Raw genomic sequence first — 23,127 nt, forward strand, 5'->3', positions numbered from 1 at the left:
CGATGGGGGAGGGTTGGGTGGGGGTGCACGTACGCGCTTCGCCGAACAGACACAGGAGACGCCGACGGCTGCGCCTCCCGCGCCGCATCCTCAACGTCGGCGCGAACACCCCCATCCCCGCCCCCTCCCCCATCGAGGGGGAAGGGAGACTATTTTCGCCCTCCCCACCCGCGACGAACTGAAGCGCGCGGCCCTGCTGTCGCTGATCACCACCGCCCTGTGCCTGATCTGGCCGCTGGGCGCGCTGGCGCAGGAGGCGACGCAAGGCGGATCTGCCATCAACATCGACCTGGGCAGCGGCGCGGGCCTGACGCAGCGGGTGGTGCAACTGGTCGGGCTGATGACGGTGCTGTCGCTGGCGCCGTCCATCGTCATCATGACCACCAGCTTCGTGCGGATCGTCGTGGTGCTATCCCTGCTGCGCACGGCGCTGGGGATGCAGCAGTCGCCGCCGAACGCCGTCCTGGTGTCGCTGGCCCTGTTCCTGAGCGCCATCGTCATGGGTCCGACGTGGCAGGACGCCTATGATTCGGGCATCCGACCGCTGATGGATCAGCAGATGGAGCTGCCTCAGGCCTTCGATGCAGCGTCAGAACCTGTAAAAACCTTCATGCTGGCTCAGGTGAAGCCGGACGACCTGTCGCTGTTCACCCGCCTGTCGCGCGTAGAGGCCCCTGCGGACCTGCAGGACCTGCCCCTGCGGGTGGTCACTCCGGCCTTCATGATCAGTGAGTTGAAGACCGCCTTCACGATCGGATTTCTTCTTTTTGTTCCGTTCCTTGTGATCGATCTGGTGGTCGCCAGCGTGCTGATGTCCATGGGCATGATGATGCTGCCTCCGGTGGTGGTCAGCCTGCCGTTCAAGCTGATCTTCTTCGTCTTGGTGGACGGGTGGAGACTGGTCGCAGGCAGCCTTGTCGAGAGCTTCCAGAGAGCGTCCGGCGCCGGATAAATCCCCAGCCTGCAAGGCCTGTGCGCCAATGCGGGCTTGCCAAGCCCCCCAAAACCGTCGTTGATCCCCCGGTCCTCGTCCGGCGCTTTTTTCCGGGCGACCACCACTGGGAAAATACCCTCATGACCACTCAAGCTGAACTGATCGCCGCCGTCGCCAAAGACGCGGGCGTGTCGCAAGCTGACGCCGGCAAGGTGCTGACCGCCATTGTCGAGAACATCCACAAGGCCCTGAAGTCGGGCGACGACGTCCGCATCTCGAACCTGGGCGTTTTCGACACCGCCGAGCGCGCCGAGCGCGAAGGCCGCAACCCGGCCACGGGCGCGACGATCAAGATCCCGGCCTCGAAGGCCGTGCGCTTCCGCGTGTCGAAGCCTCTGAAGGACGCCGTCAACGGCTAAGCCTTACAGGCGCGTTCGATCCTCCTTGCGGGGATAGACGCAAAAACCCCTCTCCCGCCGGGAGGGGGGTTTTTTTATTGGGCAATCGCTTCTCTCATCCGCTTATCCCGGCGGAAGCCGGGACCCAGTAAGAGCGCCGGACTGGTGATTTCCTTTATTGCGAAGAGGCTTGAAGCCAAAGCACTGGGTCCCGGCTTCCGCCGGGATGAGCGGGATTTTCGGACGGGCTGTTAACCGCAAAGGCTCAGTGCTTATTGGCCCGCGCCGCTCTTCGCCCTGAACTCCGCCTTGGTCTGGGCGATCCAGCCGGCGTAGGCGTCGGCCCCGGCGCTGAGGGCGGCGAAGTCCTGCGAGCGGCCCAAACCGTCGGCCCCGTCCAGCCCCGCCAGCGCCACTCGAATCGCGCCGGGCGAGCGCGCCCCTTCGGCGAAACGGGCGTAGTTCTTCGACAGACGGCTCAGGGCCCCGGCGTCCTGCGCCAGGGAATAGCCCGCGCCCGCACGAATCAGGCGCGTCTCCTCAACCTCGCTGAGCGGCACGGCCGTCTCCTTCCAACGATCGCCCAGACGCTGTTCGTAGAGGGCGGCGGCCGCCCCCCACTGTTGCTGCTTCCACAGGATATCGGCGCGCACGTCCCGCGCGGCGGGCGAGGCGTCCTTGCCCAGCACTTCCAGAGCGTGGTCGTAGCGCCCCAGCTCCATCAGGGCGCGGGCCTCCAGCGCGCGGCGCTCCAGGTTCATCGCCGTGGGCAGCAGGGTCGTGCGCGACGACCACAGGGCCTTCAGCGCCTCCTCCGGCTGGCGGTTCATCAGATAGACGGCGGCCAGATTGGTCGACACCTGCGCCTTGGCCACGCCGTCCAGCCGGTTCTCGGCCTGGTATTTCAGCAGCTCCGCCGCCTGATCCAGCAGGTCGACATCGATCAGGCGCCGCGCCAGACGCCGCACCATCTCGTCGCCGTCGGCGCCGACGGGCGTCAGCTCGCGGAAATCGAAGAACAGGGCCAGCGCCTGCACCGGCTGCAGGCCGTCGGCCGCGCCTTCCAGGAACAGGGCGCGGAAGGCGTTGTCGAGATCGGCCTGAAGCCGATCCCCACCCGGCAGGGTGACGATCTTCGGCCCCGCCGTCTTCAGCGTGGTCAGGGCCTCGCGATAGCGGCCCTGCGACAGATAGAGCTCGCCCAGGGTGCGGATCACCGCCAGCTCGGTCGCATCCCCGCGCCAGCGCCATTTCAGCGCCTCCAGCTGGGCGGCGGCCGCATCGGCCTTTAGCGTCCCCTTGGCCATCTCCAGCTTGATGACGCCCAGACGCGCGGGCGTGGCGATGCCGTCCAGCGGGGCGCGCGCCACGGCCTTGTATACGGCGAGGGCGCGCTCGGGCTTCTCATCCAGTTCGAACAGACGCGCCTGCACCAGACGGGCGGTCAGCTGATCCGGGGCCGAGACATTCGGCTGGCTGAAGACATAGGCCAGCAGTTCGCGCGCGGCGACCGCATCGCCGGTCTCGACCGCCGCCATGGCGTGGGCGGCGCCGAAGCGGGCGCGCCATTCAGGGGCGAAGCCGTCGACCACGCCCGCCCCCGCCGCAAACAGTCGCCGCGCATTGGTCCAGTCGCCCTGCTGGGCGGCGATGTAGCCCTGCCACACCTTGGTGGAAGGATCGCCCGCCAGCGCGCCGGAAGAGAAATCAGCCTCAGCCTCGGCGAAACGGCCGATGGAGGCGCGGGCGGCGCCGCGCAGGCCGCGCACCTCGGCCACGCCCTGCATGGCGGGCGTCTGTTTGATCAGGGCGTTCAGCACCCCGACCGCCTCGAACCCCAGCCCATGCCCGACCAGAAAACGCGCATAGGCCAGCCGCGCCTCGATCGGGGCGCGCGGATCTTCGACAGCCCGGCCGCTCTCGCGCTCGGCGGCGTCCTGAAGCGCACGGTGGCGGGCGGTGAAGCCGCCCTCGTCCGCATCGACGGACCAGTCGGCCAGAATCAGCGCCGGGCGCGACGCGGCGCGCGGGGCGTCGTCATTCCCGGCCGCCTTCTCCAGTCCGGCGGTGGGCGAGGACAGGGTCAGGCCGCGCGGGCGCGTCACCGTGACCAGATCGCCGTCGGCCGTGACGCTCAGATCATCGGTCGGCGTCTCGACCGCCAGCCCGTGAGCCGTGGGCAGGAAGCCCGCATCCACCGTGCGCCGCCCGGTCTTCAGCCCCTTGCCGGGCGCCAGGGCGGTGACGGCGGCGAAGCGGTCGCCGATCATCGGGTCGGTCAGCCAGACCGCGCGGGTCGCCCCGGCCATGCGCGCCATCAGCGACGCCTTGACCGTATCGTCGCGCTCGATGTCCACGCCGCTGGTCGCAGGCGCGGTTCCGCCTAGGGTCACGACCCAGGTCGAGCCGTCGGCGTGGGCGGCCACGGCCTGCCCCGGCTCGACCGGAATGCGCACGGCGGTGAAGTCGGGACCGGCGGCCCAGCGCGCGCCGCCCAGACCCTCGCCCTTCATCTCCATGCGGGCGGCGTGGTCGAAGACCGCCCAGACCGCCTCGCCGCGCCGGAAGACGGCGGCGCCGACCGGCCCGGTCCAGGCGAAGCGCAGCACCGTCTGCTGGCCCTTGATCTCGGCCGTCACCGGCAAGGCGCCGCCGATCGGCACGGGCGAACGACGCAGGCCGTCGCCGCGCGGGCCGGGCGCATAGAGGTTCAGCCAGACGGCGCCGTCGGCGCTGCCGCTGGTCGCGCCCGCGCCCTCGGCCAGGGTCAGGACCAGTTCGGTCGCTCCCTGCGCGGCGCGCGTCTCGATCTTTTCCAGCCCCTTGGGCGGATCGACGCGCAGACGGCTGACATCAGGGGCGGCGGTCGTGCCGATGCGGACGACGATGGTGCGTCCGTCCTGACGCACCCGCGCGCGCGATCCGACAGCCCCGGCGAATTCGATCCTGGTGAAGCCCGCATTGGCGCCGATGCGGATATCAACCGGCGCCCCGCTTTGGGCCAGAGACGGCGCGGGGGCCAGCGGCGCAAAGACGACGACGCCCGCCGCGGCGGCCGCCACGGTCGTCTGCAGAACGCGCTTCTTGGCGGAGGCCCCGGACATATTGCGCGCATGCTCGCGCGAAGGGCTTTAATCGCGGTTAACGGGGCCTGTTTCGCCGAACGGGGGGAACGCCCAGCATGGATAGGACAAAACACCCGCTTGCTTCCGTCCGCCCGAAGGCCGACACCGGCAGCCACTGTTCTTTTCAGGAACCCGTCCGTGTCCGAACCTGCCTATCCCCCGCTCAGCCCGCTCAAGACCGGTCTGCGCGGCCGTTGCCCCCGCTGCGGCGAAGGCCCGGTGTTCACGGGCTATCTAAAGCTGCGCGAATCCTGTCCGGAATGCGGTCTGGACTACAGCTTCGCCGATCCGGCGGACGGTCCAGCCTTCTTCGTCATGTGCGCGGTCGGCGTCGTCGGCATGATCGCCTTCATGATCTTCGAGTTCAGCCTGCACCCGCCGATCTGGGTCCACTTCGCCGTGACCTTCCCGATCCTGGCGGCCATGTGCCTGTGGGTGCTGCGGCCCTTCAAGGGCTGGATGGTGGCCGAGCAGTATTTCCACAAGGCGGAGGAAGCCACCTTCGTCAGCGTCGGCAAACATGGCGAAGGCTATGGCTGGCGCGGTCAGGCCGAACGCGCCGCCAAGGTCGCCGCCCGCGACAAGGACTAAGCGAATATATGGGTTCGGATTGAGTCAATCCGAACCCATAATGGCCTAAGCGGCGACCTCTTTTTTACGGCAGTCGGATCAGTCGGCGCGGAAGACCTGGCCGCCCTTCATCACAAAGCGCACGCGCTCCAATTCAGTGACGTCCGTCAGCGGGTCGCCGCTGACCGCGATCAGGTCGGCGGGCATGCCCGGCGCCAGACGACCGGCTTCGTTCTGGATGCGCAGGTGTTCGGCGGCGCCGACCGTGGCCGTCCGGATCGCCTCAAGCGGCGTCAGACCGGCGCGGACCAGCAGGGCGAACTCCTGGGCGTTGTCGCCGTGGGCCGAGACGCCCGAGTCGGTGCCGAAGGCGATCTTGACCCCGCCGCGATGGGCGCGACCGGCCATGGCCAGCATCTTGGGTCCGGCTTCCAGCGCCTTGGCCGTCTGGGCCGGGGTGAAGAAGTTGTCCGGGCTGGAGGCGATGCGCGCCACATAGTCGCCCGCCATCAGCGTCGGCACCAGCCAGGCGCCGTTCGCCTTGAACAGGCGGATGGACTCGTCATCCAGATAAGTGCCGTGCTCGATGGAGTCGCCGCCCGCCTTCAGGAAGGCGTTGACGCCGTCGCCGCCGTGGGCGTGCGCCGTGACCTGACGGCCCATGCGGTGCGCCACCTCGACGATCGAGGCCAACTCGTCCTCGGTGAACTGCTGGGCCAGACCGGCCGCCGTGTTCGACAGGACGCCGCCCGTGGCCGTGATCTTGATGATGTCGGCGCCAGAACGGACCTGCATCCGCACGGCGCGGCGGCAGTCTTCCGGACCCGAACAGATGCTCTCGGGCGACATCATGTGCATGATGTCCTCGCGATAGCCGTTGACGTCGCCGTGGCCGCCGTGGACCGAGACGGCCGAACCAGCGGCGATGATGCGCGGGCCCGGCACGTCGCCGCTGCGGATCGCATCGCGCAGGGCGAAGATGGCTTCATTGGTCGCGCCCAGATCGGCCACCGTGGTGAAACCGGCGTTCAGGGTGCGACGCGCATAGCGGGCGCCGACCATGGCCTGAGCCGCATTGGACTGGACCAGTCCGTCAAAGCGCCCGTTAGGGTTCGATTCCCCCGTCAGGTGGACGTGGCTGTCGATCAGGCCGGGCAGGACGAAGGCCGAGCGCAGGTCGACGACATTGCCCTCGCCGACGAAGCCGTCGCGGATCTCGACGATCTGGTTCCCTCTGATCACGAGAGTTTTATCGCGCAGCACCTGGCCGCTGGCCGGATCGGCCAAAAGCCGCCCCACTTGAACGAACTTAGTTGGCTGTTCGGCGGAAACCGCTGCTGGCGGCGGGGCCTGGCGCGCCTGGGCGCCGGTCGCGGCCAGAACGGCCGCGGTCACAATCAGGGCAAGCTTTTTCATTTATCCCTCCCGTTACTGAGGGGCGCAACATAACCGTTCCACGCTTCGCGCCAAGGCCAAGGTTGCGTTCCAAGGACGCTTCATGAAACAAGTCGATACAGTTGTTTAACCGTGCGAGGGGCGTCGCATGCGGCTTTCCAGACGAGGACTGATCCTGGGCGGTTCGGCCCTGTTGGCGGGGTGCTCTTCCGCCGCCTCGACTTCCAATCTTCATCTCGCCGGAGCCGTGGCTCCTGTTCTGCCCACCCTGCCCGACCGACCTGCTGCAGCCCATGTCCGCGTCGCCGAGACGGGAACGCTGATCGATCCGCATGGCGTCGTCCGCCCGGACCTGATCGAACGCGCCCGCGCTTCCATGGACGTGCACAGCCACAGGATTTCAAAGCGCGACCGGATGTATCTGGTCGATTTCCAGAAGTTCTCGGGCGAGGACCGCCTGTATGAGGTCGATCTGGAAGGCGGCTGGGTCACGGCCTATCGCACCAGCCACGGGCGCGGCTCGGACCCGGCGCATTCAGGCTTCGCCCAGCAGTTCTCGAACCGGCCCGACAGCCATATGTCGTCCATCGGCGCCTACGCCACGGCGGGCGCGAGCTGGGGCAGTCAGCAGGGGCCGAACGTCCTGCTGGACGGGCTGGAGTATTCCAACAATCTAGCGCGCGAGCGGGCCATCATCATCCACGGCGCCGACTACGCCGACCCCGCCTTCCTGGCGCGCCAGGGCAAGCTGGGCCGGTCCTACGGCTGCTTCTCGGTGTCCCACGCCGACCTGATCCCCCTGCGCGAACGCATGGGCGAGGGTCGGCTGCTGTTTGCGATGACCTGAAGCGGCCCGGGAAGTCGCCTGAGCCGCCTCAGCGCGGCTCCAGCGCCCGCCAGCCGATGTCGGTGCGGTGGAAACCGCCCGGCCAGTCGATCTTCGCAATCGCCTCATAGGCGCGCTCGCGCGCCTGCGCCACGTCGTCGCCATGGGCGCAGACGCTCAGCACCCGGCCGCCCGCCGCCGCCAGCGTTCCATCAGCCAGCAGCTTCGTCCCGGCGTGGAAGACCTGAACGTGCGGGCCGAAGTCCTGATCGGCGCCGCGAATGACCGAGCCTTCCAGCGGGCTGTCGGGATAGCCCTTGGCCGCCAGCACCACGCAGATCACCACGCCCGGCTTGAAGGCCGGCGCGGGCGCCTGGCTCAGGTCGCCGCGCGCGCAGGCCAGCAGCAGCGGCACCACATCGCCGTCGAACCGCATCATCAGCACCTGGCATTCCGGGTCGCCGAAGCGGGCGTTGAACTCGACCACCTTCGGGCCTTCGCTCGTCGCCATCAGCCCGACATAGAGGACGCCGCGATAGGGGGCGCCTTCCTCGGCCATCTTCTGAATGGTCGGCACGACCACGCGCGCGTTCGCCGCATCAGTGAAGTCCGCCGTGAAGACGGGCGCGGGCGAATAGGCGCCCATACCGCCGGTGTTGGGGCCCAGATCGCCGTCGAAGGCGCGCTTGTGGTCCTGGGCGCCGCCGAACAGCACGGCCCGCGTCCCGTCCGACAGGGCGAAGAGGGAGCCTTCCTCCCCGTCCATGAATTCCTCGATCACCACGCGCGATCCGGCCGCGCCGAACCGGCCGCCCAGCATGCGCTCGATCTCAGCCTCGGCGTCGGCGCGATCGGGGCTGATGGCCACGCCCTTGCCCGCCGCCAGACCATCGGCCTTGATGACATAGGGGGCCGAATACCGGTCCAGCGCCGCCTTGGCCGAGGCGACGTCCTCATAGACGCCATAGCCCGCCGTCGGAATGCCGTGGCGTTGCAGGAAGGCCTTGGAGAAGGCCTTGGACGTCTCCAGCTGCGCCGCCGCCTGCGTCGGGCCGAAACAGGGGATGCCCGCTTCGTGCAGACGATCGGCCAGACCCTCGGCCAGCGCCGATTCGGGGCCGACGACGACCAGATCGGCCTTCATCTCGCGCGCCAGAGCCGCCAGACCTTCGGCGTCGGTCGCCTTCAGCTCCGGGCGCATCTCGCCCAGCTTCGCCATGCCGGGATTACCAGGCGCAACGACAAGCCGCGCAACCAGCGGCGACTGGGCGATTTTCCAGGCCAGGGCGTGTTCACGCCCTCCCGATCCGACGAGCAGAATGTTCATGAGCGCGGAATGGCCGCACGCGCCGCCGGGGTCAAGCGCCGGAAGGAAACGACCCGCTCAGATCAGGGCGCCCAGGCGGGCATGGCCTTCAGCTGCTCCAGCGTCATGTTCGCCTCCAGATCATAGTCGGCGCCTTCCTTGACGGGCGTCAGACCGTCCAGCGGAATGCGGACCCAGCGCGGCCCGCCCTCGCCTTTCGGCTCGACGATCAGGCCGGTGATGACGCCCGAGGAATCCACGTCGACGCGCTGCACCTCGCCCAGATCGACGCCGCGCGGCGTGATGATATCGGCGCCTTCCAGCTGCGCCTCGGTCAGACCCAGCGCCTTGGGGCCGACAGGGGCCGAGGCGGCGTCGAACGTCGCTTCGTCCGGCTTTTCAGCGGATGGCGCCGGCGAACAGGCCGCCAGCAGCGCAGCGGCCGATGCGGCGGCGAACAGGGTCTTCATCATCACGCTCTCCTGTCTCTAGATCAGGGCCGAAACCACATAGACGCCCACGCCGATCATCAGGATCAGCCCCAGCGCCAGCCACGGGCTGAGCGCGGGATTGTTGCTGCGACGGGCCAGTTCACGCTCATCCGCCTCATCGGCGGGCGGGTCGTCTTCCGGCGCGGGATCGGGCGGCATGGTCATGACGGGCGAACGCGCGGCTGTGGCCGCCTGTTCCGCTTGCCCCATCTTTGCCGCCAGCCGTCTTTGCCCGCGCGGCGGCGGCGGCTAGGGTGGCGCCATGACCTCCGACGACGACTACGCCTTCGAGGGCGCGGCCCCGCAGCCCGCCCGCGACAACAATCCGCCGCTGTCGATCTCGGAGCTGAGCTTCGCGCTCAAACGCACGCTGGAGGAGCGCTTCGGCCATGTGCGGCTGCGCGGCGAGATCTCCAAGGTGAATCGCCACGCCTCGGGCCACGTCTATCTGACGCTGAAGGACGACAAATCGGCCATTGACGGCGTGATCTGGAAGGGCGTGGTGCGCGGTCTGGGCGTCCAGCCCGAGACGGGGCTGGAGGTCATCGTCACCGGCAAGATCACCTCCTATCCGGCGCGCTCCTCCTATCAGATCGTGATCGAGAGCATGGAGGCGGCGGGCGCGGGCGCCCTGCTGGCCCAGCTGGAGCGGCTGAAGGTCAAGCTGCGGGACGAAGGCCTGTTCGACCTGGCGAAAAAGAAGGCCCTGCCGACCTTCCCGGCGACCATCGGCGTCATCACCAGCCCGACCGGCGCGGTGATCCGCGACATCCTGCACCGCATCGCCGAGCGGTGGCCCTGCCGCGTCATCGTCTGGCCGGTGGTGGTCCAGGGCGACGCCGCCAGCGGTCAGGTCGCCAACGCCATCCGGGGCTTTGACCAGATGACGCCGGACGGCCCCATCCCCCGCCCCGACCTGCTGATCGTCGCGCGCGGCGGCGGCTCGGTCGAGGATCTGTGGTGCTTCAACGACGAGGCTCTGGCCCGCACGGTCGCGGCCGCCCGCATCCCCATCATCTCGGCCGTGGGGCACGAGACGGACACCACGCTGATCGACTTCGTGTCCGACCGCCGGGCGCCGACCCCGACCGGCGCGGCCGAAATCGCGACGCCGGTTCTGGCCGACCTGCGCTGGGCGCTCAGCGATCTGGAAGGACGGCTGTCGCGCGCCGGGGCGCGGATGCTGGAGGACCGCCGCACCCGCCTGCGCGCCGCCGCGCGCGGCCTGCCCGCCCGGCCCGAGGACCTGCTGGCTCTGCCGCAGCAGCGGCTGGACCTCGCCGCCAGCCGCCTCGGCTCCGGCCTGCACCGCAACGTCGCCGTGCATGAGCGGCAGCTGGCGGTCGCGTCCGGTCGACTGACGCCCGGCCTGCTGCGCGCCCGCGTCGAGCGCGGACAGGACCGCCTGCGCGGCGCCGCCGACCGTCTGGGCTCTGCGCTTCAGGCCGGCGTCGCCCGCAACGAGCGCCGCCTGTTGCAGACCGCGGGCCGCCTCAGCCCTGCGCCCCTGCATCGCCGCCTCGATCAGCGGCAGGCCCGGCTGGAAGCGCTCACCTTACGTCTGGACGGCGTCATGCCGCGTCGGCTGGAGCGCGCCGAGGATCGCCTCGCCGCCCTGTCCCGCGCCCTGACCACGCTGAATCCCAAGACGCCCAAGCCCGGCTTCGCCCGCATCGAAGACGCCGACGGCGCCATGATCGCCTCGGCCGCCGCCCTGTCGCCGGGGCAGGCGGTGCAGATCGTCTTCGGCGACGGCGCCAGAGGCGCGACCATCGACGGCGAGGGCGCCGCGCCGCGCCCGACGCCCGCGTCCAAACCCGCGCCACGCCCGAAGCCCTCGCCTGCGGGTCAGGGCGACCTGTTCTAACTTCCAATAACTCCGCTCATCCCGGCCCAATTCCGCTCATCCCGGCGGACGCCGGGACCCAGTGCTTTGGCTTCAACCTCCGCGCCTGGAAACTCAGCGCCAATCTTCAGAAAGCCGAGCGCGTCGCTCTCACTGGATTCCGGCGTCCGCCGGGATGAGCGGGTCTAGAAGGGCAGCGCTCTAACGGCTGGCGGTCTCGGCCAGCACCGCCTTCACCGCCTCGATATCCAGCGCCTCGACCGTCACCGTCTTGCCGTCGATCACCGAGGTCGTCGTCTGCGCCTTCAGCAGGGAGTTGAGGATGGCTTCCTCCGTCGCCTCGGCGACCGCGACGAACAGGGGCGACATCCGGTCATTGGGCCAGTCCGCGACCATCGCCTGCCCCGCCCGGCGCTCAGGCGTCCGCCGCACGCCCTCCGCCGTCGAGAAAGCGATCGCATAGTCCCCCGAGCCGTTCGAGAACGCCGCCCCCGTCCGCGCCAGACCGGCGAAGGCGCGGTTCGCCAGCCGCTCCAGATTGCGGTCCGACAGCGGCGCATCGGTCGCCACCACGATCATGATCGAGCCGTCGGCGCGCTCATTCTCCACCTCTTCGCGCAGGTAGTAACGGCCCAGCCGCACCCCGACCGGCGCCCCGTCGATGCTCAAGACCCCGCCATAGTTCGACTGGACCAGCACCCCGACGGTGAAGCCGCCCAGACTGTCCGGCAGTTTGCGCGAGCTGCTCCCGATGCCGCCCTTGAAGCCAAACGCAATGGTGCCCGTCCCGGCGCCGACCGCGCCCTGCTCGACCGGGCCTGTCGTCGCCGTCTCGATGGCCCGCACCACGTCGGCGGCCGTGACGACGCGCGCGCGAATGTCGTTCAGCCCGCCGTCGTTGGTCTCGCCCACCACGGCGTTGACCGAGCGGATGTCCTCATGCCCCGGCTGTTTCAGGGTCCAGTCCAGAACGCCGTCGATGCCCCGCGCCACTGACAGGGTGTTGGTCAGAACGATGGGCGTCTCGATCTCGCCCAGCTCCATGATCTGCGTCGCGCCCGCCAGCTTGCCGAAGCCGTTGACCACCGACAGCCCGGCCGGAACCTTGTCGCGGAACAGGGAGCCGCCGTGCGGCACGATGGCGGTGACGCCGGTGCGGACGCTGTCGCCCGAACGCAGCGTCACCTGCCCCACCTTCACCCCGGCCACGTCGGTGATGGCGTTCAGCGGCCCCGGCGACAATATGCCCGGCGCCCGGCCCAGCTCTCGGATAGTCGGGCGCTCAGCCGCCCCCTCCTGCGCCAGCGCGCCCGGCGCGGCGGCCAGAACGGCGGCGGAAACAGCGACGGCCAGAAGATCAACGGGCAAGCGGGACATGGAACTTCCGATTTTGTGAACGGCGGACGTTCAGATGACGGCGATTCGCCTCTCGTCCCGCACAGGCTTCACGCTATGATGGCAAGATGAACACGCAACCCACCCCTGCCGCCTCAGGCGAAGCGGCCACACTACACTATGGCGACGGCGAGTTCGCCGTGCTGTCCGCGGGCGCCTTTGTGCGCTGCGCCGTCAGCGGCGCGGCCATTCCCCTGACCGCCCTGCGCTATTGGTCGGTCGAGAAGCAGGAAGCCTATGTCGGGCCGAAGGAATATCTGGCGTCCGCCGCTGCCTGAGCCTTCTTCGCCGCCCCCTTCCCGCCGCCTTCAGCCCTGCCGGTCCCGATGTCCGCCCTGAGTTCGATCCACGTCCTGCTGGCCGACGACAACCCCAATATGCGCGCCATTGTCGCCGCCATGCTGAAGTCCGTCGGCGTGGGCCGCCTGACCGAAGCCGAGGACGGGGCGGCCGCGCTGGAACTGTTGCGTCAGGAGGCGGTCGACATCGCCATCGTCGACTTCCGCATGGAGCCGATGGACGGGGTGGCCTTCACCCGCGCGGTCCGCAATGAGGCCGACAGCGCCAACCCCTATCTGCCGGTGATCATGATGACCGGCCATTCCGAGAAGAGCCGCGTGACCGAGGCGCGCGACGCAGGCGTCACCGAATTCGTCGCCAAGCCGGTCAAGGCCCAGACCCTGCTGACACGCCTTGAGGCGGTGATCCTGCGTCCCCGCCCCTTCGTGCGCGCATCCGGCTATTTCGGGCCTGATCGCCGCCGCACCCGCACGGAGAACTACGCCGGACCGTTCCGCCGCGCCGACGATGGGATGGTCGACTAGGCGTCCTGCTGCCCGATCGCCGTCATCCTCGGGTCAAGCCCGAGGATGACGGCGTTATGGAATGAGGCGGCAGCGCCCTATGACCGCTCCGACGCCCGCAGCGCCTCATAGACCTGAGGCGGCCACCGCTTGTGCACCCAGAACCAGTCGACCGGATATTCACGCACCCGATCCTCAACGAAGCGGTTCGCCGCCTGCACGCCCGCCAGCACATCGGCGGCCTTGTCGCCCGTGTCGGGCACGGCGATCGGCTCATGCGCCGTGACGCGGAACCGAACGCCGGGCAGGCGCACCACCGACAGGGGCTGCATCACCGTGCCGAACTTCAACGCCATGCGCGCCGCGCCGGGCGAGGCGTTGACCGGCTGACCGAAGAACTCGACCTCCGGCCCCTGACTGTATTTCTGATCGACCAGCAGGGCGATGGACTCGCCGCGCTTCATCCCCGCCATCAGCTCGCGCGTGCCGTCGCCCTTGGGCGCGAACAGCTTGATGCCGTAGCGCTCGCGGCTCTGGCGGATCAGGGCGTCGACATAGGGGTTATTAGTCGCGCGATACGTCACCTGACACGGCACGCCAGCCGCCATGATGACCGCCGCCATGACCTCAAAGTTCGCCAGATGGCCCGAGATCAGCACGACCGGACGGCCACTGTCGCGGATGGCGTGCAGCCGCTCCATGCCGACCAGATCAATGCGCCCGCTCTCCGGCGTCAGCCGGTCCATCACGGCCAGTTCGGCGAAGGTGCGGCCCGTCTGTTCCCACTGGTCGACGGCCAGACGTTTGCGTTCGCCTTCGTCCATGTCGGGAAAGGCGATGCGCAGGTTGCGCATCACCGTCTTCTGCGTCCCGGTCAGCGGCCCCAGCGCGCGCAGCAGTCCGCCGCCGAACGCCGAAGCCCCCTCAACGCCCAGCAGACGCAGAAAGCCGAACAGCCCTTGAAACGCCGCCGCTTCCAGCCGCCAGTTCAGGTCGCGCCAGAAAGGAACCTCTCTATGTGCGCTATCGCCCTTCGGGCTGCTTGACCGCAGCTTGGAGGCGCTATCGCCCTTCGGGCTATTTGAGCGCGTTTGATCACCAGGCAATCGTCAGTCCGCCGTCCACCACAAGGGTCTGGCCGGTCACATAGGCCGACGCAGGGCTGCACAGATAGACCGCCGTGCCCGCGATTTCATCCGGCTGGCCGATCCTTTTCAGCGGCGCAGGGTCAGTGACGGTCTTCAGCAGCTCAGGATTTTCCCACAGATAGCGGGCGAAATCGGTCTGAACCAGACCCGGCGCGATACAGTTCACACGCACGTTCGACGGACCGAATTCCACCGCCAGATTGCGCGCCAGCTGCATGTCCGCCGCCTTGGAGATGTTGTAGGCGCCGATCAGGGCGTTGCCGCGCAGGCCGCCGATGGACGAGATCAGCAGGATCGCCCCGTCCTTGCGCTCCACCATCTCGGGCGCGACCATGCCGATCAGCCAGTGGTTGGAGATGACGTTGTTCTGAAGGATTTTTTCGAACTGCTCGTCGGCGATGCCGGCCATCGGCCCGGCGTAGGGATTGCTCGCCGCATTGCACACCAGAATGTCGATCTGGCCGAAGGCGGCGCGCGTGTCGTCCACCAGCCGCTGCAGGTCTTCCTTGGAGGCGATGTTGGCGGGAATGGCGATGGCGCGGCCTTCGCCGTGCTTCTCATTGATGGCGACGGCGACCTCTTCGCACGGCCCGGCCTTGCGCGAGGAGATGACGACGCGGGCGCCGTGTTCGGCCAGACGCTCGGCGATGGCCCTGCCGATTCCCTTGGAAGAGCCGGTGATGATGGCGACCTTGCCGCTCAGATCGAACAATTCCATGCGTTAACCTCCTTTTACCGTGCGTTTAACGGTGCAGACCCTAGCCGTTAGGCTTCGTTAACGTGATACTTGATCGATTCTATAGGGAAAGGCGGTTCTGACCGGCCCCATGCGAAAGATCACCGGCGGCTTCCTGTTCTTCGGCTACCTGTTCCTCGCCCTGACCATCGGGGCGACGATCTGGCGCGCCGGTCTGGGCGGCGGCGCAGGCGCGGCCGGAGTGCTGGGCGCGCTGGGGATCATGGCCGGAATCCACGCCATCGTCACCGGCATGGCCGACCGACGCGCCCTGCGTCTGGAGATCGGCAAGGTGCGCGAGGCCCACCGCCTGCTGGCCGATGCGATGGAGTCGACGCAAGGCGCCCTGACCGAACTGGCGCAGGCCATCGAGACCGGCGCCCTGTCGCGCACCGACGCCCTGACCGGCGAGGTGCGGATGCTGGAAGGTCTGGTCCAGCAGATGAGCGAATCCATCGAGGAACGGCTGGCCGCCTCCACTCTGACCGCCGACACCTTCGAGGGACGCCGTCAGGTCCAGTCGAACACCCTGCTGAAGACCGTCCACGACGCCCTCAGCGAGAACCGCGTCGATCTGTATCTGCAGCCCGTCGTGACCCTGCCCCAGCGGCGGACGGTCTTTTATGAGAGCTTCACCCGCCTGCGCGACCCGTCGAACCGGGTGATGATGCCCGCCGAATACCTGTCGGTCGCCGAGGGCGAGGGCCTGCTGCCCGCCATCGACAATCTGCTGCTGTTCCGCTGCGCCCAGATCGTGCGCCGACTGGCCGGACAGGACCGCAAGGTCGGCGTCTTCTGCAACATCTCGCTGGCGTCTCTGGGCGACGAGACCTTCTTCCCTCAGTTCCTCGACTTCCTGAGCCAGAATCGCGACCTGAAGGACGCCCTGATCTTCGAACTGGGTCAGGCGACGTTCGACGCGCGCGGCGCCATCGAGGCGCGCAACATGGCCAAGCTGGCCGATCTGGGCTTCCGCTTCTCCATCGACAAGGTGCAGACGCTGGATCTGGACTTCGCCGACCTGCAACGCTCGGACGTGCGCTTCATCAAGGTGGCCGCCGACCTGCTGATCGAGCAGTTGCTGGATCTGGACGGCGCCACCCCCCTGCCCAGCCAGCCGGACATCCGCGCCGGGGACTTCGCCCCCCTGACCCGCCGCCACGGCCTCGAACTGATCGCCGAAAAGGTCGAGAGCGAGAAACAGGTCGTCGACATCCTCGAACTGGATATCGCCATGGGTCAGGGCCACCTGTTCGGCGAGCCGCGCGCCATCAAGGAAGCCGTCCTGGCCGAAACCGACCCGCCCGCCGACTTCGTCCGCTCGACGCTGAAATCGGCCGAGCAACGGGTGCGCCTCTGATCCCTTTCTTCCCCACTTTGTGGGGAGGGGGACCACGAAGTGGTGGAGAGGCCAAGACAGCAGACCCATCCGCCCTTCCGTCTCGTCAGCTGCGCCGCCGATCCTCCTCCCCATTTTATGGGGAGGAGAGATACGACCGAAAACCGCCAGACACGGCGCACGCGGCCCGCGCAAATGCGCCCATGACCAACGCCGCCCTCGATTGGCCCCGCATCGACGCCGACCTGAACGCGCAGGGCTGGGCCATGACCGGCCCCCTGCTGACGCCCGCGACCTGCGAGGTGCTGCAGACCCTCTATGACCAGCCCGAACGGTTCCGCAGCCGCATCGTCATGCAGCGCCACGGCTTCGGTCAGGGCGAGTATCAGTATTTCGCCGATCCCCTGCCCGATCCCCTGCCGCGACTGCGCGCGCATCTCTACGAAGGCCTGGCGCCGATCGCGGACGACTGGGCGAGGCGCATGGGACGACCGGGCTTTCCCGCGCAACTGGAAGACCTGACCGCCCGCTGCCGCGCGGCGGGACAGACGCGGCCGACCTCGCTGATGCTGCGCTACGGCCCCGGCGACTACAACCGGCTGCATCAGGACCTGTACGGCGAACTGGTCTTCCCGCTGCAGGCCGCCATCCTGCTGAGCGACCCGTCCGAGTTCGAAGGCGGCGAGTTCGTTATGGTCGAGCAGAAGCCCCGCTCGCAGTCACAGGCCCATGTCGCGCCGCTGAAACAGGGGCAGGCGGTCATCTTCGCGGTGCGCGAACGCCCGGTCGCCGGAACGCGCGGCGACTACCGCGTCCAGATGCGCCACGGCGTCAGCACGGTGCGCGCGGGCAGACGCATGACGCTGGGCCTCATCTTCCACGACGCCGCCTGATTCTCTTCTAATGAGAGGGCTGTTGTCCTCCAGCCCTGCTCACCGGCAGGCAGCGAAATATGCACGCTGCCCATGACAGCCCAGGATCGCGCTCTCAGCCCGCTCCCATCCCGAAAAGACATCAGCCGTGATCAGTCGTCGCCCACCATCGAGGTCCACGGATCGACGCGGCCCGCCTCGACCTCGGCGACCTTCACCGCAGGCCAGCCGATGCTGCTGCTGGCCGACACGCGCCAGGCGGCCGACACGAAGTCGCGCAGTTCCGAGGCCCCGGCCGCCAGCCGCTCATTGACGAAGACGGCCCCGCGCGGGTCCGTGTCCTTGAACGCGCCCGACTTCTCCATCCGATAGAAGGGGATCACCGTCGCCAGCGTCGCATTCAGGTGCGAAGCCGTGCGGGCGCGCAGGTCGAAGCCCTCGACGTTCGGCGGCGTCATGGCCGCCTCCACCGCCTCAAGGCGCAGCGTCCGGCTGGTAAAAGCGCCCTCGAAATCGCCATGCGTGCGGCGCGACTTGGTGAAGCCCTCGGGGTTCGTCTCGCCCGCCCAGCCGTTGAAGTGGATGGTCGTATGGTGCGGCTGGGCCGCGTCGCCGACGAAGTGGCTCAGCACCCCGATGTCGCGCAGGATCAGCTGCTCGCGGCGTTCGCGGTCGGCGCGGTACCAGGCCTGCTTGGCCAGATCCGGCTCGCGCGCCTCTGCGGCGCTCAGCACGCGCCAATAGGCGAAGTCGCGCTCCAGATTCTGCCAGGCGTCCATGATGGCGTAGGGCAGGTATCCCGCCTTATCCACGTCCAGACCCGCGCGGATCAAGGCGGCGTCGTATTCCGATTTCAGGCGCGGCAGGTCGGCCATGGTCATGCCGCGCGCGTCCATCACCCGGCCCTGATCGTCCATGTCGACGAAGTGGGCGGTGTCGCGCTCGCGGTCGTGCGGCTGGCCCGCGCCCTTCCAGCGATCCGGTTCGCGCGAATATTCGCCGACGTCGGCGGCGGCCCCGGCCGTGCGCAGGAAGGACGGCAGGTCGCCCGGCAGGTGGCGCATCGCCGCCACGCCGATCACCCGGTGGCCAGAACTGCCCCAGGCCTCGACCTGAACAGCGGGCGCTGCGACCAGCATCAGGGCGGAGGCGGAAATCATCAGGCGTTTGACTTGTCGGTTCATGAGACGGCGCCGTGGGAAATTTCAGAAGGGGAAACGATGGCTTATCTCATTCCCGCGCCTGCCTCTACCCGCCCTTCGCGACAGCCGGAGTCCCGATCACGCCGCCGTTATCTTGGTGTCACAGCCAGCTTTTCTTGCCAATAAAGTGTTAGCGGCGACGATCAAGTCGTTAACGGCGCAGACACCCCCTCAAGTATAGAACTTGAATTCGATCAATACTGATATCATATAGTCGAGATAGTCTCAGCTCAACCTGAGATAGACTGGCCTCATTTGCGCCTTATCCACTGCCGATACCGCATCAGATCTCATTCGCCGCAATTGCGCCGCAATTCATCGTCAGAAACCGCCGGGCCGGAGCGTGTCGGGACCGGTGCTGCATGAAGTTTGATCGATGTTGAGCACGGCCGCCGCGCTTGCCATGCTGTGGACCATGGCCTTCTCCGGGTCCGGAGAGCCTGTCCCTTACGAAACGGCCGTCGCCCGCGACGCCGCAATCGTAGAAGCCGCCGCGACGGCCAATGGTTCCATCGAAACCGCCGAAACGGCGGACCTGTCGGCCGAACAGCTTGAGTTGATGGCCGGCGATCCCGACTGGCGCGCCTCGGCCCGCCTCTATCACGCAGGCGGCGGCGGAGCGACCGGCAACGATTCTCTGGGCTGCCGTCCGATTCCGATGCGCACCGTCGCAGTCGACCCGCGCGTCATCCCCCGCCGCACCAAACTGTTCATCCGTGAGACGGTCGGCCTGCGCCTGGACAACGGCGAGGTCCACGACGGCTACTGGTACGCCTCCGACACCGGCGGCGCGATCAAGGGCGCCAAGATCGACCTCTACACCGGCCACGGCCGCGCCTCGATGCGCCCGGCCATGAACCTGAACATGAAGACCCTGACCATCGCCGACGCCGGCGATTTCGACGGCTGCCCCCCGGCGTGGGAAACGGCCTCGAACTAAGGCTTCCAGCCTGACGACAAAAAGGGCGGCCGGATCGAACCGGCCGCCCTTTTTCGTTGCGCGCTAATCTTTCCTCCCCATGAAATGGGGAGGGGGACCGCGAAGCGGTGGAGGGGGCGACGCAAGCGTCTGCCGTCGAGCCGCCCCCTCCGTCACGTCGCCTTCGGCGCCGCGCCACCTCCCCATGCATGGGGAGGAAAAGCCGGATCAGAACTTCCGTTTGCCGCTGACCGTCTCGAAGAACAGGCGGAAGTCGCCCATCAGGCTCCACAGCGGATATTTGAACGTTGCGGGCCGGTTCTTCTCGAAAAAGAAATGCCCCACCCATGCGAAGCCGTAACCGACCAGCGGCATGGCCAGCAGCCACCAGGCGTTGCGCGTCGCCACAAAGGCCACGAAGGCCGCGATCACCAGCCCGGTGCCGACCACATGGATGCGCCGACACGTCCGGTTGGAGTGCTCATGGATGTAATAGGGGTAGAAGGCCTCGAACGAGGCGTACCGCCCTTGGGGTTGCTCGATGCTCATGGCCCCAGCCTGCCCCCGGATCGCGCCGGGAGCAAGGGCGGCGGCGCCCTCGTCATCCCGGAAACGGCGCAGCCGTTATCCGGGACCGCTTAAGAACACGGACGTCGGCCTACTGGGCGGTCCCGGCTCTGCGCCTCGCGACGCGAGGCTTCGGCCGGGATGACGCAACGCGATCAGGCCCGCTTGCCCTTCGGCCCCTTGGCGAACGGCTTGCCGCCCGCCTTGAAGTCCGGCTTGCCCTTGAAGCCCGCCTTGGGCGTGAAGGGCTTCTTGTCGCCCTTGTCCTTGAAGCCCGGCTTCTTGGCGAAGCCGCCCTCGCCCGGCGCCGCATCGGTGCGGGGCGCATAGGGCTTCTTCTTGAAGGGACGCTCGCCATCGGCGCTGCGGCCCGCGTCGCCGTCCGGGCTCCACGGCTTCTTCTTGAACGGCGGGCGGCCCTGACCGTCCTCGTCGCGGCGGAAGGGCTTCTTGGCGAAGGGGCGAGCCTCGCCGTCGCGCTCGAAGTTGCGGTTGCGGGCGCCCTTCATCGAACCGGGCGTCGGCGCCTCGGACGGGGTGATCTTCGCCTCTTCACGGCTCTGCGCCGCGGCGGCGCGGAAGGCGTCGGCGTGGGTCAGGGCGACCTCAAAGCGCGTCTCTTCGGGGAAGGTGCGGATCGAGCCGATCTGTTGCTTGGTGATGCCGCCGATGCGGCAGATCAGCGGGATCAGCCATTTGGGATCGGCGTTGCGGTTGCGGCCGATGTCCAGACGGAACCAGCTGACCTCGTCCGGCTGCAGGCGATCGCCCGGCCACGGCGCGGGGGCGTAGTCATCGCCGCCCGCCGCATCGCGATCCTTGCGCTGACGGCGCTGCGGGCCTTCGCCCGGATCGGTCAGGTCTTCCGGCGCGGGCAGGTTCTTGCGCAGCAGCACCAGCAGGGCGCGGGCCAGATCGTCCGGCGTGCGCTCCTTGACCAGCTTTTCGACCAAACCCGCATCCTCGTCCGCGCCTTCCTCGGCGAAGACGGGGGCGGCCAGCAGGCGCTGCTCGTCCTGAGCGCGGATTTCATCGGCGGTTGGAGCGCCCGACCAGACGGCCTCGACCCCGGCCGAGCCCAGCAGCATCTCGGCCTTGCGGCGACGGCTGTGCGGAACCAGCAGGACCGAAATCCCCTTCTTGCCCGCGCGCCCGGTGCGGCCCGAACGGTGCAGCATGGTCGCCTTATTGATCGGCAGTTCGGCGTGGATCACCAGCCCCAGATCGGGCAGGTCCAGACCGCGTGCGGCCACGTCGGTGGCGACGCAGACGCGGGCGCGGCGGTCGCGCAGCGCCTGCAGCGCCTCATTACGCTCGCGCTGGCCCATTTCGCCGGACAGCGACACCGAGGCGAAGCCGCGCTCGACCAGCGCCGCCTGCAGGTGACGCACCGAATCCCGCGTCGAGCAGAAAACCAGCACCCCCGGCGCCTCGAAATAGCGCAGGACGTTGACCACGGCGCGCTCGATCTCGTTCGGCGCGATCCGCATGGCGCGGTATTCGATGTCGTTGTGCGGCTGGCTGCGGTCGACGGTGTCGATGCGCACCGCATCCTTCTGATAGCGCTTGGCCATGATCGCGATGTCGCGGGCGATGGTGGCCGAGAACAGCAGGGTGCGGCGCTCTTCCGGCGCCTGGTCGAGGATGTATTCCAGATCCTCGCGGAAGCCCATGTCCAGCATTTCGTCGGCTTCATCCAGCACGACGACGCGGGCGGCCGACAGATCCAGCGCCCCGCGGTCGATGTGGTCCTTCAGACGGCCCGGCGTGCCGACGACGACGTGGGCGCCGTGGTTCAGGGCGCGGGCTTCCTTGCGCGCGTCCATGCCGCCGACGCAGGTGACGATCTTGGCGCCCGCCTCGGCGTACAGCCACTCCAGCTCGGCCGCGACCTGCAGCGCCAGTTCGCGCGTCGGGGCGATGGCCAGCATCAGCGGCGTATCCGGCTGACCGAACCGCTCGTCCTCGCCCAACAGGGTCGGCGCCGCCGCCAGACCGAAGGCCACCGTCTTGCCCGATCCGGTCTGGGCCGAAACCAGCAGGTCGCCTTCGCCATGGCCTTCCAGCACGGCCGCCTGGACCGGCGTGGGCTCGGCATAGCCCTTGTTCAGCAGGGCGCGGTCAAGCGCGGGATGGATCGCGGGAAAGGGCATGAAGGGCCTGGAAAATCAGATGAGGCGACCGTTAAACGGCCGCGCCCGGCGAGGCGTCGCAGCCTGCCGGGCGTCGGGGAAGGCGCTCCCTATACACGAATAAGGGCCGCGGTGGGGCCGAATCGATCTACGCGTTTCAAAAATCAACAATCCGCCAAAATACTTGAGATGCCCTCGCCGCCTTCGGATGCACCGCCTTTTGAAGCCTTCATGCAGCCGATCGTTGATCGGCTTAAGGCCCATGGGCGCTCGCTGACCAATGCCGAAATGCTTGAAGACATTTCCGAGCACATGGGCCTTTCCGACGAGATTTTGAATCTCAGGCACGGCAAGTGGAACCAGTTGGTCGTCGATCAGCGCCTTGGTTTCGCGCGAAGCTGGCTCAAGCTTGGCGGGGCCGTAACCAATAGCCAAAGGGGCGTCTGGAGTCTGACTCCAGCAGGCGCCGCCATGACGGCGTCCGAGATCGCAGCCATCCCCAAGCAGGTGCAGAAGGCTTACGCTGCGCAACGTGCGAACACGGTCACGGAAAAGCTCGACCCGCCACAGGTGCTACAGGAAGTTTCGCAAGAAGACTGGAAGGATCAGCTTCTTTCCGTCTTGCTCCAGTTGGATCCCTCCGCGTTCGAGCGGCTTTGCCAACGCCTCTTGCGTGAATCCGGCTTCACCCGCGTCGAAGTGACCGGCAAAACCGGCGATGGCGGAATAGACGGGACCGGCGTCCTGCGCATGAACCTGTTGTCGTTTCAGGTCATCTTTCAGTGCAAACGCTGGCAAGGGTCCGTCGGCGCATCGACGGTCCGCGACTTCAGAGGCGCCATGGTCGGCCGCGCGGACAAAGGCTTAATCATCACGACCGGCACATTCACAAGCGAAGCTCGAAGAGAGGCGACCCGCGACGGTGCTCCCGCAATCGACTTGGTCGATGGCGACACGCTCTGCGACCTGCTGAAGGAGCGCAGCCTTGGCGTATCCGTCCGCATGGTTGAGGAAATCACCGTCCACTCTTCGGCCTTCAACGCGATTTAGGCGGCGCACGCCGTGACGCTACGGATGGCGGCCGACTACGTGAGGCAGTCCAGCAGGTCACAGCAGCAGCAGC

Annotated in this window: 22 protein-coding genes; 11 read left to right on the top strand and 11 right to left on the bottom strand. The window is 67.9% G+C overall.

The window, feature by feature from the left end; genetic code table 11:
• The first annotated feature begins 151 nt into the window (after positions 1–151).
• Together fliP and ABE454_RS10950 are read left to right on the top strand one after the other, a co-directional pair.
• Complete coding sequence (gene fliP, locus ABE454_RS10945) at positions 152–952, top strand: flagellar type III secretion system pore protein FliP (RefSeq protein ID WP_346531928.1); 801 nt, start codon at positions 152–154, stop codon at positions 950–952.
• A gap of 122 nt (positions 953–1,074) precedes the next feature.
• Positions 1,075–1,353 carry an HU family DNA-binding protein gene (locus tag ABE454_RS10950; protein WP_003170475.1) on the top strand — a complete coding sequence of 93 codons (279 nt, stop codon included), beginning with the start codon at positions 1,075–1,077 and terminating at the stop codon, positions 1,351–1,353.
• A 251-nt stretch (positions 1,354–1,604) separates the two neighbouring features.
• On the opposite strand, the gene ABE454_RS10955 is transcribed toward ABE454_RS10950, so the two are convergent.
• Positions 1,605–4,436, bottom strand: coding sequence for a tetratricopeptide repeat protein (locus tag ABE454_RS10955; protein WP_346531619.1), 2,832 nt, complete (start codon positions 4,434–4,436; stop codon positions 1,605–1,607).
• A gap of 240 nt (positions 4,437–4,676) precedes the next feature.
• Here ABE454_RS10955 and ABE454_RS10960 point away from each other — a divergent pair, with 240 nt between their 5' ends.
• Positions 4,677–5,048: a DUF983 domain-containing protein gene (locus tag ABE454_RS10960; protein WP_346531930.1), complete on the top strand. Its 372-nt coding sequence runs from the start codon at positions 4,677–4,679 to the stop codon at positions 5,046–5,048.
• 78 nt (positions 5,049–5,126) lie between these two features.
• Here the strand turns inward: ABE454_RS10960 and ABE454_RS10965 are convergent, their stop codons facing one another.
• Positions 5,127–6,443, bottom strand: a complete 1,317-nt coding sequence (locus ABE454_RS10965) for a metal-dependent hydrolase family protein (protein ID WP_346531620.1) — start codon at positions 6,441–6,443, stop codon at positions 5,127–5,129.
• 127 nt (positions 6,444–6,570) lie between these two features.
• On the opposite strand from ABE454_RS10965, the gene ABE454_RS10970 reads away from it, so the two are divergent.
• The gene (locus tag ABE454_RS10970; protein WP_346531622.1) at positions 6,571–7,269 is read left to right on the top strand and encodes a murein L,D-transpeptidase catalytic domain-containing protein; all 699 of its coding nucleotides are present in this window, start codon (positions 6,571–6,573) and stop codon (positions 7,267–7,269) included.
• A gap of 28 nt (positions 7,270–7,297) precedes the next feature.
• On the opposite strand, the gene purD is transcribed toward ABE454_RS10970, so the two are convergent.
• The 3 genes from purD to ABE454_RS10985 form a co-directional block, all read right to left on the bottom strand.
• Positions 7,298–8,575, bottom strand: coding sequence for a phosphoribosylamine--glycine ligase (gene purD, locus ABE454_RS10975; protein ID WP_346531623.1), 1,278 nt, complete (start codon positions 8,573–8,575; stop codon positions 7,298–7,300).
• A gap of 62 nt (positions 8,576–8,637) precedes the next feature.
• Complete coding sequence (locus ABE454_RS10980; RefSeq protein ID WP_346531625.1) at positions 8,638–9,027, bottom strand: PRC-barrel domain-containing protein; 390 nt, start codon at positions 9,025–9,027, stop codon at positions 8,638–8,640.
• Positions 9,028–9,042: 15 nt separating this feature from the next.
• Positions 9,043–9,255: a hypothetical protein gene (locus tag ABE454_RS10985; RefSeq protein WP_346531627.1), complete on the bottom strand. Its 213-nt coding sequence runs from the start codon at positions 9,253–9,255 to the stop codon at positions 9,043–9,045.
• Between the two features lie 52 nt (positions 9,256–9,307).
• Here ABE454_RS10985 and xseA point away from each other — a divergent pair, with 52 nt between their 5' ends.
• Complete coding sequence (gene xseA / locus ABE454_RS10990; RefSeq protein ID WP_346531629.1) at positions 9,308–10,912, top strand: exodeoxyribonuclease VII large subunit; 1,605 nt, start codon at positions 9,308–9,310, stop codon at positions 10,910–10,912.
• 180 nt (positions 10,913–11,092) lie between these two features.
• Here the strand turns inward: xseA and ABE454_RS10995 are convergent, their stop codons facing one another.
• Positions 11,093–12,268 (bottom strand): P1 family peptidase, encoded by a 1,176-nt coding sequence (locus ABE454_RS10995; RefSeq protein WP_346531631.1) that lies wholly within the window; start codon positions 12,266–12,268, stop codon positions 11,093–11,095.
• A gap of 86 nt (positions 12,269–12,354) precedes the next feature.
• Between ABE454_RS10995 and ABE454_RS11000 the strand changes: the two genes are divergently transcribed.
• On the top strand, positions 12,355–12,564 hold the full coding sequence (locus tag ABE454_RS11000) for a DUF2093 domain-containing protein (RefSeq protein WP_346531633.1): 210 nt from the start codon (positions 12,355–12,357) through the stop codon (positions 12,562–12,564).
• 48 nt (positions 12,565–12,612) lie between these two features.
• Complete coding sequence (locus ABE454_RS11005) at positions 12,613–13,110, top strand: response regulator (RefSeq protein ID WP_346531635.1); 498 nt, start codon at positions 12,613–12,615, stop codon at positions 13,108–13,110.
• A 77-nt stretch (positions 13,111–13,187) separates the two neighbouring features.
• Here the strand turns inward: ABE454_RS11005 and ABE454_RS11010 are convergent, their stop codons facing one another.
• Both ABE454_RS11010 and ABE454_RS11015 read right to left on the bottom strand, forming a co-directional pair.
• Positions 13,188–14,141, bottom strand: coding sequence for a lysophospholipid acyltransferase family protein (locus ABE454_RS11010; RefSeq protein WP_346531932.1), 954 nt, complete (start codon positions 14,139–14,141; stop codon positions 13,188–13,190).
• A gap of 43 nt (positions 14,142–14,184) precedes the next feature.
• A complete protein-coding gene (locus ABE454_RS11015; RefSeq protein WP_346531636.1) occupies positions 14,185–14,955 on the bottom strand; it encodes an SDR family NAD(P)-dependent oxidoreductase in 771 nt (256 codons plus the stop codon).
• 109 nt (positions 14,956–15,064) lie between these two features.
• On the opposite strand from ABE454_RS11015, the gene ABE454_RS11020 reads away from it, so the two are divergent.
• Both ABE454_RS11020 and ABE454_RS11025 read left to right on the top strand, forming a co-directional pair.
• Complete coding sequence (locus tag ABE454_RS11020) at positions 15,065–16,333, top strand: EAL domain-containing protein (protein ID WP_346531638.1); 1,269 nt, start codon at positions 15,065–15,067, stop codon at positions 16,331–16,333.
• Between the two features lie 182 nt (positions 16,334–16,515).
• A complete protein-coding gene (locus ABE454_RS11025) occupies positions 16,516–17,205 on the top strand; it encodes a 2OG-Fe(II) oxygenase (RefSeq protein ID WP_346531639.1) in 690 nt (229 codons plus the stop codon).
• A gap of 131 nt (positions 17,206–17,336) precedes the next feature.
• Here the strand turns inward: ABE454_RS11025 and ABE454_RS11030 are convergent, their stop codons facing one another.
• Positions 17,337–18,368, bottom strand: a complete 1,032-nt coding sequence (locus ABE454_RS11030; protein ID WP_346531641.1) for a S1/P1 Nuclease — start codon at positions 18,366–18,368, stop codon at positions 17,337–17,339.
• Between the two features lie 394 nt (positions 18,369–18,762).
• Here ABE454_RS11030 and ABE454_RS11035 point away from each other — a divergent pair, with 394 nt between their 5' ends.
• Complete coding sequence (locus tag ABE454_RS11035; RefSeq protein ID WP_346531643.1) at positions 18,763–19,326, top strand: 3D domain-containing protein; 564 nt, start codon at positions 18,763–18,765, stop codon at positions 19,324–19,326.
• A 207-nt stretch (positions 19,327–19,533) separates the two neighbouring features.
• Here the strand turns inward: ABE454_RS11035 and ABE454_RS11040 are convergent, their stop codons facing one another.
• Both ABE454_RS11040 and ABE454_RS11045 read right to left on the bottom strand, forming a co-directional pair.
• Positions 19,534–19,854 carry an Mpo1-like protein gene (locus ABE454_RS11040; protein ID WP_346531644.1) on the bottom strand — a complete coding sequence of 107 codons (321 nt, stop codon included), beginning with the start codon at positions 19,852–19,854 and terminating at the stop codon, positions 19,534–19,536.
• A gap of 173 nt (positions 19,855–20,027) precedes the next feature.
• Positions 20,028–22,025 carry a DEAD/DEAH box helicase gene (locus ABE454_RS11045; protein WP_346531646.1) on the bottom strand — a complete coding sequence of 666 codons (1,998 nt, stop codon included), beginning with the start codon at positions 22,023–22,025 and terminating at the stop codon, positions 20,028–20,030.
• 210 nt (positions 22,026–22,235) lie between these two features.
• On the opposite strand from ABE454_RS11045, the gene ABE454_RS11050 reads away from it, so the two are divergent.
• Positions 22,236–23,054 (top strand): restriction endonuclease, encoded by an 819-nt coding sequence (locus tag ABE454_RS11050; RefSeq protein ID WP_346531647.1) that lies wholly within the window; start codon positions 22,236–22,238, stop codon positions 23,052–23,054.
• The last annotated feature ends 73 nt before the right edge of the window (positions 23,055–23,127 follow it).

Origin of the sequence: Brevundimonas diminuta, from assembly GCF_039673845.1 — a bacterium.
In the GTDB taxonomy this organism is placed as follows: domain Bacteria; phylum Pseudomonadota; class Alphaproteobacteria; order Caulobacterales; family Caulobacteraceae; genus Brevundimonas; species Brevundimonas diminuta_E.

What these genes read in the sequence shown, in the direction of transcription:
- ABE454_RS11000 (WP_346531633.1), top strand. Translation starts at nt 12,355, where the DNA reads ATGAACACGCAACCCACCCCTGCCGCCTCAGGCGAAGCGGCCACACTA.
- ABE454_RS11025 (WP_346531639.1), top strand. Translation starts at nt 16,516, where the DNA reads ATGACCAACGCCGCCCTCGATTGGCCCCGCATCGACGCCGACCTGAAC.
- ABE454_RS11035 (WP_346531643.1), top strand. Translation starts at nt 18,763, where the DNA reads ATGTTGAGCACGGCCGCCGCGCTTGCCATGCTGTGGACCATGGCCTTC.
- ABE454_RS11030 (WP_346531641.1), bottom strand. Translation starts at nt 18,368, where the DNA reads ATGAACCGACAAGTCAAACGCCTGATGATTTCCGCCTCCGCCCTGATG.
- ABE454_RS10980 (WP_346531625.1), bottom strand. Translation starts at nt 9,027, where the DNA reads ATGATGAAGACCCTGTTCGCCGCCGCATCGGCCGCTGCGCTGCTGGCG.
- xseA (WP_346531629.1), top strand. Translation starts at nt 9,308, where the DNA reads ATGACCTCCGACGACGACTACGCCTTCGAGGGCGCGGCCCCGCAGCCC.
- ABE454_RS10965 (WP_346531620.1), bottom strand. Translation starts at nt 6,443, where the DNA reads ATGAAAAAGCTTGCCCTGATTGTGACCGCGGCCGTTCTGGCCGCGACC.
- purD (WP_346531623.1), bottom strand. Translation starts at nt 8,575, where the DNA reads ATGAACATTCTGCTCGTCGGATCGGGAGGGCGTGAACACGCCCTGGCC.
- ABE454_RS10985 (WP_346531627.1), bottom strand. Translation starts at nt 9,255, where the DNA reads ATGGGGCAAGCGGAACAGGCGGCCACAGCCGCGCGTTCGCCCGTCATG.
- ABE454_RS11045 (WP_346531646.1), bottom strand. Translation starts at nt 22,025, where the DNA reads ATGCCCTTTCCCGCGATCCATCCCGCGCTTGACCGCGCCCTGCTGAAC.
- ABE454_RS11020 (WP_346531638.1), top strand. Translation starts at nt 15,065, where the DNA reads ATGCGAAAGATCACCGGCGGCTTCCTGTTCTTCGGCTACCTGTTCCTC.
- ABE454_RS10955 (WP_346531619.1), bottom strand. Translation starts at nt 4,436, where the DNA reads ATGTCCGGGGCCTCCGCCAAGAAGCGCGTTCTGCAGACGACCGTGGCG.
- ABE454_RS11005 (WP_346531635.1), top strand. Translation starts at nt 12,613, where the DNA reads ATGTCCGCCCTGAGTTCGATCCACGTCCTGCTGGCCGACGACAACCCC.
- ABE454_RS10950 (WP_003170475.1), top strand. Translation starts at nt 1,075, where the DNA reads ATGACCACTCAAGCTGAACTGATCGCCGCCGTCGCCAAAGACGCGGGC.
- ABE454_RS10970 (WP_346531622.1), top strand. Translation starts at nt 6,571, where the DNA reads ATGCGGCTTTCCAGACGAGGACTGATCCTGGGCGGTTCGGCCCTGTTG.
- ABE454_RS11050 (WP_346531647.1), top strand. Translation starts at nt 22,236, where the DNA reads ATGCAGCCGATCGTTGATCGGCTTAAGGCCCATGGGCGCTCGCTGACC.
- ABE454_RS11015 (WP_346531636.1), bottom strand. Translation starts at nt 14,955, where the DNA reads ATGGAATTGTTCGATCTGAGCGGCAAGGTCGCCATCATCACCGGCTCT.
- ABE454_RS11040 (WP_346531644.1), bottom strand. Translation starts at nt 19,854, where the DNA reads ATGAGCATCGAGCAACCCCAAGGGCGGTACGCCTCGTTCGAGGCCTTC.
- ABE454_RS10995 (WP_346531631.1), bottom strand. Translation starts at nt 12,268, where the DNA reads ATGTCCCGCTTGCCCGTTGATCTTCTGGCCGTCGCTGTTTCCGCCGCC.